The following is a 9,995-nucleotide window of genomic DNA, read 5'->3' as shown; positions in this document are numbered from 1 at the left end:
GGGCGGGCGCCCAAGCACGGCGCCCGCCCCCTCCAGCCGATGCCGAAGACTTCTAGCCGACGCCGTCGACCGCACCCCGCCGCCGAACCCCCTTCGCCAGCGCCCCACCGACGAACCCGGTCACCAGCCCCCACAACACGGCGAACCCCAGCGCGGACCACATCCGGGGACGCAGGAACAACTCCCCGCCCAGATCGCCACCAAGGTCGCCGATGCCGAGTACCGACAGACCGTAGTGGGCGAAGATCCGGGCGACCAGACAGATCATCAGGACCGTGAGCACGAGGGCGACCGCCATGTGCACCGCGTGTTGCCACAGCCGTACCCGGGCCGGGGAACGCACCGCCATCACGAACGCGGCGCCCAGCAGCAGCACGGCGTTCACGACCACCAGCCACCACACCCTGCCGTCATACTCGGCCAGCGAGCCCAGGTTCAGCGTCGACACGTCGGGCCCGCGCATCACCAGGTCCAGCAGCTTCGGCATCGGCAGCCCGAACGGCCCCTCGACCTGGCCGTCCCAGGTGGCTCCCAGGCCGATCGTGAAGACCAGCCACACGACGTTCGGCAGACCCAGCAGGATCACCGCGGCCGTCTCGGCGGGGTGCCCGCGCGTCAGAGCCACCACCACCCCGATCACCAGACCGAGAGCGACGTACGCCAACAGCAGCGCGACCATGGCGTACGCGGCCGGCCGTACCGACTCCTGGAACCGCAGCAGCCGCGCCGGAAGCGGCGCCCGCGACACCAGCAGCGCCAAGACGAGGACCCCGGCGAGCCACAGCAGCCCGAAGAAGACGGTCGGCGCCACGGCCGCCTCGAACCCCACCTCGGCCGAGGCGCCGAAGAAGTCGCCCACCTCACCGAGCGGGATCGCGAACGTCTGCCGGGCCCCGAGCGAGAGGCCGATCAGCGCCGCCAGCCACAGGACGGCGATCCGGGCGGCCCAGCCCGCCAGCTCGGGCGCCCCGGCGACCGCGCGGTGCCGCAGGGGCCGTAGAAAACCGGCGGCCGTCACCAACGCGCCGGCCAGGGTCACCGACAGCGGGATCACGGTCAGGCCGGCCTGGGTTTCGACGATGGCCCCGGCGCCGCCGGAGAGCTCGATCGTGCCGCCGACCGCCGTCACGACGGTGGCCACGACGACACGCGGGAACGCGTTGTCCGGTAGGTCCGCCGCACCGGCCGCCCACAGCCCGAGCGCGGCCACCACGACCATCACGATCAGCCCGGCGAGCACGGTTCCGAGGGCCTGCGGCCAGCCGTGGCGGGCGACCGCCCGCGCGGGCGCCGTCTTCTCGGAACGCAGGGTCTGGGGACTCACTCTTGCCACGCTAAGCACGGCCGGGGCACTCCGCGCGCCGGGAGGACCGCGCCAGGAGGACCCACCCCGCCTCCGCTTGCGGGTGGCGCAGGACCGGAGCACACAATGGGCCTGTTGTGGAATAAAGCTGCAGGTAAAGGATGAAAGCGGCATGAAGCGCAAGAAGCGCCGCAGAATCCCTGCGGCGGGAGAAGCCCTGTGAGCGTCGAAGAGCCCTCCTCCGGCCGCCCGACCGGACCGCCTTCCGGCCCTCTGTCCGGGCCGCCGCGACCCGACCGGACCCAGCCCAGCCCGACGCGCCCGAACAGCCAGGTCCCCCCGGAACCGCCGGGCGGCACCGGCGGCACAGGAGGAGGCCCTGGCGGTCCTGGCGGCCCCGGCCAGGGGCCCGGGCACCCCGGTCACCCGTGGTGGCGGTCCGTTCCCCGCATCGCCCTCATGGCCACCGCGGCCCTCGTCGCCGTGGCCCTGATCGTCGTCTTCACCCGCTCCGGTGGATCGGGTGGCGGCGGCGACGGAGAGGTCTTCCTCCAGGCCGCCGACAAGTCGGGCCCCGACCCGTTCACCGAGTCGACGGCGACGGACAGCTCCACCCCGCCCGAGACTCCCTCGGCGACACCGACCAGGACGGAACCCACCAACGTGACGCGCGCCGTGGACGGTTCGGCCCCCGGCCTCTACGGCGGCACCCGCAACGTCGCCGGCTGCGACGTCGAGAAGCAGATCAAGTTCCTCCGGGCGAACCCGGCCAAGAACGACGCGTTCGCCGCCGTCCGCGGCATCAGCTCCTCCGACGTCCCGGCCCACCTGCGCGCGCTCACCCCCGTGCAGCTGCGCATGGACACCCGCGTCACCAACCACGGCTACCGCGACGGCGCCGCCACCAGCTACCAGGCCGTCCTCCAGGCCGGCACCGCCGTCCTCGTCGACGACCGGGGGGTGCCCCAGGTGCGCTGCGCCTGCGGCAACCCGCTGAAGCCGCCGGTCGCGCTGAAGACCACGCCGAAACCGAGGGGCGACTCGTGGCCGTCGTACCGGCCGCAGAACGTCGTGGTCATCGAACGCTCGACGGTGATCATCAACGTGTACATCCTCTACGACCCCGACCGCGACGACTGGTTCAGCCGCCCCTCCGGCGACACGGGCGAGAAGGACAAGAAGACCACCCCGCCCGTCAACCAGCCCTCCCCGTCGACGCCGACGTCATTCTCCGAGGCCCCGCCCTCCAAGTCACCCGAGCCGTGCCCGCCCACAACGGACGCCGACCAGAAAACGAGCCCGTGCCCCTCGTCGTCCCCGGCGACACCGACCACCTCGCCCCCGACGAAACCGGAAACAACGACCTCCGAGCCCGAACCGAAGCCCGAACCGAAGCCCGAGCCGGAGACGGCCGACACCACGACGACCAGCTCGGCCTCCCTCGACGACGCCCCGACGCCGGACGGGTCCCCGGCGTCCTGAACAAGCCGGAGGCCCGCAAAATGGGTGGCGGCCCGTCCGGAAGCCGCCGAAGCTCGTTCCCATGACCCACATCATCGAGTCGCCGTCGCCAGAAGAGCCCCTGCCGGAGCGCATGTTCGGATGGTCGGACATGTTCGTCGGCCCCGCGGAGGATCCGCGCAGCGACGGCGGATTCGAGGGGGAGCGGGCCACACTGGTCGGCTATCTGCGCGACCAGCGGCTCACTCTGGAGTTGAAGTGCGCGGGACTCGACGCCGAGGACCTGGCCCGCCGCTCGGTGCCGCCGTCCACCATGTCTCTGCTGGGACTCGTACGCCACATGGCCCGCGTGGAGCACTACTGGTTCCGCAAGGCCATGGCGGGAGAGGAAGTCCCGAAGCTCTACTGCACCGAGGACGACCCCGACCTCGACTTCAACGGCGCGGTGCCCGATCCAGAGGTCGTCGCCGCAGCCTGGGAGACCTGGCGCGCCCAGGTCGCCTTCGCGGAGAAACTCGTGGCCGGCACACCCGACCTCGCCACCACCGGCAGCCACCACCACGAGCCCATCGCCCTGCGCGAGGTCGTGCTCCACATGATCGAGGAGTACGCCCGGCACAACGGCCACGCGGACCTCCTGCGTGAACGGATAGACGGCCGCACCGGTCAGTAGCCGGCTGTCTCCGCCGGTCGCCGTGGCGTGATCAGCTCGTGCATGTAGCACTTGGTGATGCGCCCGCCGTGGTGGGTGTCGATCAGCTCCCGGATGCAGCCCAACAGACCTTCACGGTCGGGCGCGTCGAGCGCGCGGTGGCCGGAGTAGGTGAGGAGTGCGTCGATGTACTCCTGAGTCGTGTACGTGATCTCCCGTGTGCACCGGTACGAGCGCAGGTCGTCCCACTCGGCCAACTCACCGGTGTCCGTGGCGATCTCGGACTCGTCCTGGAGCCGCAGCCCGGGCGGTGTGGCGGGGTCCCAGCGTTCGTAGCACTCCTGTGCCCGGGCGAAGAAGTCGACGGTGCCGCCCTTGACGTGCTCCGTGGTGACGAGCGCGAACGTGCCGCCGGGGCGCAGGGCTTGGCCCACCTTGGGCACCCGTACCGCCGGATCGATCCAGTGGAACGCGGTCGCGCTCACCACCAGGTCGAACGGCTCGGCGGGCAGCGGCCACCGCTCGAACTCGGCCACCTCAACCCGCGCTCGCGGAAAGGGCCGCAGATTACGCCGGGCCACCTCCGCCATCGCCGGACCGAGCTCGACGGCCGTCAGATCACATCCGAACTCGGCCATGGCGACGGTGAGTTGTCCTGTCCCGGGCCCGATCTCCAGAACATGCGTACCGGGGCCCAGCCCCGTCAGTGCGGCCAGTTCTGTGACCAACGCGTCGGGATAGCGGGGCCGGGCCCGGTCGTACAGCTCCGCCGCCTCGTTGAAAATGGCCCGCAGCATCGGTCGTACCCTTCGCTCGAACTCCCCTGGACCCCGATTCCCCTGAGGGCGAAACACCGACCTCTTCCCGTCCCGCCGGGGCCTCATAGTCTGGAGGAGTGAGCCGACACGCGTCCAACGAAGCCCGCGTCATCCCCCTGCGCCCCGCCCCCGCGCCCGCTCCCGAGGAGGAGCCCGTCAAGGAACCCCTGTGGCGCGACGTCGTGGGTGACGTACTCCGACGCGAGCGTCTCGCCCAGGAACGCACCCTCAAGGACGTGGCCGACGCGGCCCGCATCTCCATGCCGTACCTCTCCGAGGTGGAACGCGGCCGCAAGGAGGCCTCGTCGGAGGTCCTGGCGGCCGCCGCCGGGGCACTGGGCCTTCGCCTGACCGATCTGCTGTCGCTGGCTCAGGGCGAGCTGACCCGCCACACGACACGCACCCGCAGGACACCCAACACCCCCTATAACGGGCTGTGCTTGGTAGCCGCCTGACGTCCCGCGTCCCGCGCCCCGCGCCCCAACGGGGCGCGGGGAACTGCGCGATCAGAACCCCACCAACCGACGATTCAACACCTCATCCGCCAGCCCATACGCCACCGCCTCCTCCGCCGTGAACACCTTGTCCCGGTCCATGTCCGCACGAAGCTCCGCCACACCATGCTGCGTATGCCGGGCAAGAACCTCTTCGACCTGCGCCCGGATCCGCACCATCTCCTTGGCCTGGAGCGCGAGGTCCGACACCGTCCCCCGGCTCCCCCCACTCGCCGGCTGCCCCAGCAACACCCGCGCATGCTCCAGCACGAACCGCCGCCCGGGATCCCCGCCCGCGAGCAACACCGCCGCCGTGGACGCCGCCTGCCCCACGCACGTCGTCGAGATCGGCGCCCGCACGTAGCTCATCGTGTCGTAGATCGCCATGAGCGAAGTGAACGATCCCCCGGGCGAGTTGATGTAGATCGCGATCTCGCTCTCCGGCGCCGCCGACTCCAGATGCAGCAGCTGCGCGATGACGACGTTCGCCACCCCGTCATCGATCTCCGTGCCGAGGAAGATGATCCGCTCGGACAGCAGCCGGCTGAACACGTCGTACGACCGCTCACCCTGCGGGGTCCGCTCGACCACGTTCGGAATGGTGTACGTCCCCATCACTGCAGTCCCATCCGTCGGCGCGACGAGGCCGGCCGTACGTCGTCGAGCGCCTCGACGACCCGGTCGACCATCCCGTACACCCTGGCCTGCTCGGCCGTGAACCAGCGGTCGCGGTCGCCGTCCCGGGAGATCGTCTCCTCGGTCTGGCCGGTGTGCTCCGCCGTGATCCGCTCGACGGCCCTCTTGGTGAACTCCAGGTTCTCCGCCTGGATCTCGATGTCGGCGGTCGTCCCGCCGATGCCCGCCGACGGCTGGTGCATCATGATCCGCGCGTTGGGCAGCGCGAACCGCTTGCCGCGTGTGCCCACGGTCAGCAGGAACTGGCCCATGCTCGCCGCGAAGCCCATCGCCAGCGTCGCCACGTCGTTCGGGATCAGCCGCATCGTGTCGTAGATGGCGAGTCCGGCCGTCACGGAACCGCCCGGGCTGTTGATGTACAGGCTGATGTCGGTACGCGGGTCCTCCGCCGACAGCAGCAGCAACTGGGCGCACACCCGGTTGGCGGAGACCTCGTCGACCTGCGTGCCGAGGAAGACGATCCGCTGGGCGAGAAGCTGCGCGGCAAGATGGTCGTCGAAGCGTGAGGGCGGGGTGTCACCCTCCTCCGCGCGCGGGGCGAGCGCCGGAGCCCAGCCGGTGATCAGTGGAGCCATGGGTCCTCCCTGTCGGTTGCCGCGGCCGCGTCGGCCGCTGCCTCCACTCTCCCCACGAACCGCCTCTCACCTGCGCTTTCTCTGCCCACGGCAGATTCGCCGACAGCAGAGCACACCAAAACGTGCCCGCGCCACCGATGAGTTTCCGAACCAGGATCGGTCGACAGAGATGACGACATCGACACAGATGACGACACACCCGCCGGAGGAGGCACACATGTCCAGCGACGGATTCATCACCTGCCTGTGGTTCGACGGCCAGGCCGAGGAGGCGGCCGCGTTCTACGTCTCGGTCTTCAAGAACTCACGTCTCGGCCGGGTCACCCACTACAGCGAGGCCGGTCCCGGGCCCGCCGGCACCGTGCTCACCGTGGAGTTCGTGGCCAACGGCCAGAAGTTCATCGCCCTGAACGGCGGCCCGGAGTTCAAGTTCAACGAGGCCATCTCCTTCCAGATCCTCTGCGCCGACCAGGACGAGATCGACTACTACTGGAGCAGGCTCACCGAGGGCGGCGGCGAGGAAGGCCCCTGCGGCTGGGTCAAGGACAGGTTCGGCGTGTCCTGGCAGGTCGAGCCCGCCGTACTCATGGAGATGATGAACGACCCGGACCCTCAGAAGGCGGTCCGCGCGACCAAGGCGATGCTGTCGATGGTCAAGTTCGACATCGCCGCCCTGGAGAAGGCGTACGCGGGGGAGTAGCACCTACGAGGATTTCGGGCGTTCTTTACCCGGCTTTACCCGGTGCAGGTAGTCGTGGCCCATGAGCTCGGTGAGGCTCTCCTGTGCACTACCTGTCCCCTGAGGAACCGTGAACGTCCCCCTCACCGCCTGGCTGCTCACCATCGTGGCTCTGTGCGTGCTTGTCGCCATCGACGTCCTGTTCGCCCTCGACTCCATCCCCGCGATCTACGGCGTCACCCAGGATCCGTACATCGTCTTCACGGTCAACGCCTTCGCCCTCATGGGTCTGCGCCAGCTGTACTTCCTCATCGGCGGCCTCCTGAAGAAGCTCGTGCACCTCTCCTACGGCCTGTCGATCATCCTCGGCTTCATCGGCGTCAAACTCGTCCTCCACGCCCTGCACGAGTCCGGCGTCCACGTCCCGGAGATCTCCATCCCCTTCTCCCTCGGCTTCATCGTCCTGGTCCGAGCCGTGACGACCGCGACGAGCCTGTGGGCCTCCAAGAAGCAGCGGGAGACGTCCGGCGAGACGGCGGACGAGCGTACGTCACAGCAGGTCTAGACCGGGCATTTATGGACCGGCAAACCGCGGTGACTTTGGCTCTGTCGGCCGAGCCATGACCACGGGAGGGTGGGCGGACGTCGAACTTCGCGGAGGCCCCCTTTGAACATCGCGTGGCCGGTCGGCCCCACGGTCGCCCTCCTCACCCCCTCCGCACGGGAGTTCCGCTTTGGCGGCTGAGGCCTCGTCGGCGATCCGAGGCGGCGGTGGTGCCTGACACCATGGGGCCGGTGAACGAAGCCTACGGATCGGACTTCCTGCAGCTCGACGCCGATGACGTGCCCGCCCGTGGCACCTCGGACTGGCTGACCCGGCGGCTGCGCCAGGCGATGACCGACGGCCGGCTGACCGTGGGCAGCAGGCTGCCACCCACCCGGGTGCTCGCCGCCGAACTCCGCGTCTCCCGGGGCGTCGTCACCGAGGCGTACCAGCGGCTGAGCGAGGACGGCCATGTCGAAGGACGCCGACGCGGTGGGACCGTGGTGGTCGCGGTCCCCGCCGCCGTGTCACCCGTGGCACCCCCGGGTACCTGGCTGTCACGGCACCCGGCCCCCGGCGCCACCGAGCCGATGGTGCCCGGCACGCTGTTCACCCGTGAACCGGGCGTCGACGTCTTCGACGCGCTGCGCGCCACGCCGGCCCGCATCGACTTCACCCCCGGCCTGCCCGATCTGACCGCGTTTCCCCGCACCGCCTGGCTGCGCGCGGAACGAACCGTGTTCACCGAACTCTCCGCCGAGAACCTCGGCTACGGCGATCCGCGTGGCACCCCTCGGCTGCGGAGCGCCCATCGCGGGCTGGCTGGCGCGCAGCCGGGGCATCCGGGTGGAGCCGGAAGAGGTGGTCGTCGTCGCCGGCACGGCGCAGGCGCTCACCCTGCTGCACCCGGTGCTGCGGGCGGACGGCATCGACGCGGTCGCGGTGGAGGACCCGGGCTCGCTCGGCACCCGCCAGCATCTGCGGAGCGGAGCCCTGGCCACCCCGCCGGTGCCCGTCGACGACAGCGGTGTGCGCGTGGACGCACTCGGCGCCACGGGCGCCCGCGCGGTGTTGCTCACGCCCGCGCACCAATTCCCCACCGGCGTGGTGACGAGCGGCGAACGCCGCCGCGAACTGCTCTCCTGGGCCCGGAACGGCGGACTGATCCTGGAAGACGACTACGACGCGGAACACCGCTACGACCGGCCGCCGGTACCCGCCCTGCGCGCACTGCTCGCCGACCACGTGTGCTACATGGGCAGCGTCTCCAAACTGCTCGCACCGGCACTGCGTATCGGCTGGGTGATACCGCCGAGCCGCCACCGCGACGCCCTGATCGACGCCAAACGCTTCACCGATCTCGGCAACGCCGTGCTGCCCCAGCTGGTGCTCGCGCGCCTGATGGAATCCGGCGACCTGGAGCGGCATCTGCGGCTGCTGCGCGGCCGACATCGCAGGCGCCGCGATGCGATGATCAAGGCCATCACCGAACATCTGCCCGGCGCGGTCGTGCACGGCGCCGCGGCCGGCCTGCACCTGACCGTCACCTACACCCCGGAAGTGCCCGACACCGAGCTCGCCACCGCCGCGCTCGCCCGGGGCGTGAAGTGCCAACCGCTGTCGTGGCACCGGCAACTGCCCGGCCGACCCGGCCTCGTCCTCGGCTACGCGGCCACCCCGCCCGGCGCCGTCGCCGAAGGAGTGGCCCTGCTCGGCGACGCGTTGCGCGAACTGGCCTGACCGACATGGCTCGTCTCCGCCGGCCGTCGCAAGCCGATTTCCGCCGGTCCGCCCGCACGTGATCGGGTGCCTCAGGCGCTCGCGTCGGCGATCACCCGGGTGATCTCCCGGACGATCCGCGTGATGCCGGGCGAGAGCACCGGGCAGGGCTTCGGCTTCGACGTCGTCGGGGCCAGACAGAAGTGCAGATAGTCGTCGTCGCGGTGGAGGGCCGTGCGGCTCCGGCCCGGCTGGGTGCAGTAGCCGTCGTGCTCACGCTCGTACGCCGTGCACGGCAGGTACTGCGTCCAGGTGTAGCGGTCCGAGGCCGGGCTCACGGCCTTGCCGGCGTCGGCGACGAGGTCGCCGGAGGCCTTGGCCTGCTTCTCGTAGAGGGCATTCACGCGCCGGACCCGGTCCGGGGTCATCGGGTCCGGGCCCTGGAGCACCCATACGATCGTCGGCCGGTGCGTGCCGCCCGCATCCGCGATCTGCTCGGTGAGCCGCTCCGCGGCGGCCGCGTACCGCTCGAAGTACGTCGCCGGGGCCTTGTCGTACGTGATGCCGTCCATGCACGGCGTGTAGTCCCACGCGTTGCCCCAGAACTGCAGGACGACATAGTCGGGGCTCAGCCGCCGTACCAGCGCTGCCGCCTTGTCCGAGTTCGGCACGAGCGACCTGTCGGCGGTGCCCTCCAGGTAGTCGCACAGGGTGGTGCCCGAGTAGGGGGCGCTCGTGTACCGGGCGTCGAGGTCGTCCTCCAGCTGCCCGCCGAGGACCTTCTGGTTCTCCATGGCCAGCGAGTCCCCGATGTAGAGCACCTTCGGCGCCGTCTTCGCAGGGCGGGCGTCGGGAGACGCGGTGGCGGCCCGCTGCCGTGTGGTCGGCGACGCGTTCGGTGCCGAGGCCGACGGCGGTGCCTCATCGGGAGCGGACTCCGGATCCCCGCATCCGCCGAGCAACAGCCCGGCCAGCACCGCCCCCGCCACTCCCACGATCCACGGCTTGCGCATACGACGACTCCCGCCCCGGCCATCGAAACGGCTCCCCAGGC

Annotated in this window: 9 protein-coding genes and 2 pseudogenes; 6 read left to right on the top strand and 5 right to left on the bottom strand. The window is 70.6% G+C overall.

Annotation, left to right across the window (positions count from 1 at the left end):
• Window positions 1-52: 52 nt before the first annotated feature.
• Window positions 53-1,324 carry a streptophobe family protein gene (locus F3T56_RS40945; RefSeq protein WP_149830541.1) on the bottom strand — a complete coding sequence of 424 codons (1,272 nt, stop codon included), beginning with the start codon at window positions 1,322-1,324 and terminating at the stop codon, window positions 53-55.
• Between the two features lie 198 nt (window positions 1,325-1,522).
• Between F3T56_RS40945 and F3T56_RS40940 the strand changes: the two genes are divergently transcribed.
• Entirely contained in the window at window positions 1,523-2,785 is a 1,263-nt protein-coding gene (locus F3T56_RS40940) for a DUF6777 domain-containing protein (protein ID WP_172639385.1), read from the top strand.
• A 130-nt stretch (window positions 2,786-2,915) separates the two neighbouring features.
• Window positions 2,916-3,437: a DinB family protein gene (locus F3T56_RS40935; RefSeq protein WP_149830543.1), complete on the top strand. Its 522-nt coding sequence runs from the start codon at window positions 2,916-2,918 to the stop codon at window positions 3,435-3,437.
• Here F3T56_RS40935 and F3T56_RS40930 read toward each other — a convergent pair.
• Window positions 3,431-4,213 (bottom strand): class I SAM-dependent methyltransferase, encoded by a 783-nt coding sequence (locus F3T56_RS40930; RefSeq protein WP_149830539.1) that lies wholly within the window; start codon window positions 4,211-4,213, stop codon window positions 3,431-3,433. The genes F3T56_RS40935 and F3T56_RS40930 overlap by 7 nt on opposite strands.
• A 98-nt stretch (window positions 4,214-4,311) precedes the next feature.
• On the opposite strand from F3T56_RS40930, the gene F3T56_RS40925 reads away from it, so the two are divergent.
• A complete protein-coding gene (locus tag F3T56_RS40925) occupies window positions 4,312-4,689 on the top strand; it encodes a helix-turn-helix domain-containing protein (protein ID WP_149830538.1) in 378 nt (125 codons plus the stop codon).
• Window positions 4,690-4,740: 51 nt separating this feature from the next.
• Here F3T56_RS40925 and F3T56_RS40920 read toward each other — a convergent pair whose 3' ends face one another.
• Window positions 4,741-5,343 carry a ClpP family protease gene (locus F3T56_RS40920; RefSeq protein WP_149830537.1) on the bottom strand — a complete coding sequence of 201 codons (603 nt, stop codon included), beginning with the start codon at window positions 5,341-5,343 and terminating at the stop codon, window positions 4,741-4,743.
• A complete protein-coding gene (locus tag F3T56_RS40915; RefSeq protein ID WP_149830536.1) occupies window positions 5,343-5,999 on the bottom strand; it encodes an ATP-dependent Clp protease proteolytic subunit in 657 nt (218 codons plus the stop codon). The genes F3T56_RS40920 and F3T56_RS40915 overlap by 1 nt, the downstream gene beginning before the upstream one ends.
• Before the next feature lie 217 nt (window positions 6,000-6,216).
• Between F3T56_RS40915 and F3T56_RS40910 the strand changes: the two genes are divergently transcribed.
• From F3T56_RS40910 to pdxR, 3 genes and pseudogenes are all read left to right on the top strand, one after another.
• On the top strand, window positions 6,217-6,699 hold the full coding sequence (locus tag F3T56_RS40910) for a VOC family protein (protein WP_149830535.1): 483 nt from the start codon (window positions 6,217-6,219) through the stop codon (window positions 6,697-6,699).
• A 151-nt stretch (window positions 6,700-6,850) separates the two neighbouring features.
• Window positions 6,851-7,243: pseudogene (locus F3T56_RS40905) on the top strand (TerC family protein); the annotation flags it as partial.
• 221 nt (window positions 7,244-7,464) lie between these two features.
• Window positions 7,465-8,962 (top strand): annotated as a pseudogene (pdxR, locus tag F3T56_RS40900) (MocR-like pyridoxine biosynthesis transcription factor PdxR).
• A 71-nt stretch (window positions 8,963-9,033) separates the two neighbouring features.
• On the opposite strand, the gene F3T56_RS40895 reads toward pdxR, so the two are convergent.
• Window positions 9,034-9,954 (bottom strand): SGNH/GDSL hydrolase family protein, encoded by a 921-nt coding sequence (locus F3T56_RS40895; protein WP_149830534.1) that lies wholly within the window; start codon window positions 9,952-9,954, stop codon window positions 9,034-9,036.
• Window positions 9,955-9,995: the final 41 nt, after the last annotated feature.

The organism is Streptomyces tailanensis, from assembly GCF_008386495.1.
Taxonomy (GTDB): Bacteria; Actinomycetota; Actinomycetes; order Streptomycetales; family Streptomycetaceae; genus Streptomyces; species Streptomyces tailanensis.
The sequence above is the reverse complement of the archived record's forward strand: the minus strand, read 5'-3'. Positions and strand labels throughout refer to the sequence as shown.

Bases quoted from the DNA above. Each gene is read 5' to 3' on its own strand.
- F3T56_RS40935 (WP_149830543.1), top strand. From the start codon at position 2,916: ATGTTCGTCGGCCCCGCGGAGGATCCGCGCAGCGACGGCGGATTCGAG.
- F3T56_RS40930 (WP_149830539.1), bottom strand. From the start codon at position 4,213: ATGCTGCGGGCCATTTTCAACGAGGCGGCGGAGCTGTACGACCGGGCC.
- F3T56_RS40920 (WP_149830537.1), bottom strand. From the start codon at position 5,343: ATGGGGACGTACACCATTCCGAACGTGGTCGAGCGGACCCCGCAGGGT.
- F3T56_RS40915 (WP_149830536.1), bottom strand. From the start codon at position 5,999: ATGGCTCCACTGATCACCGGCTGGGCTCCGGCGCTCGCCCCGCGCGCG.
- F3T56_RS40910 (WP_149830535.1), top strand. From the start codon at position 6,217: ATGTCCAGCGACGGATTCATCACCTGCCTGTGGTTCGACGGCCAGGCC.
- F3T56_RS40895 (WP_149830534.1), bottom strand. From the start codon at position 9,954: ATGCGCAAGCCGTGGATCGTGGGAGTGGCGGGGGCGGTGCTGGCCGGG.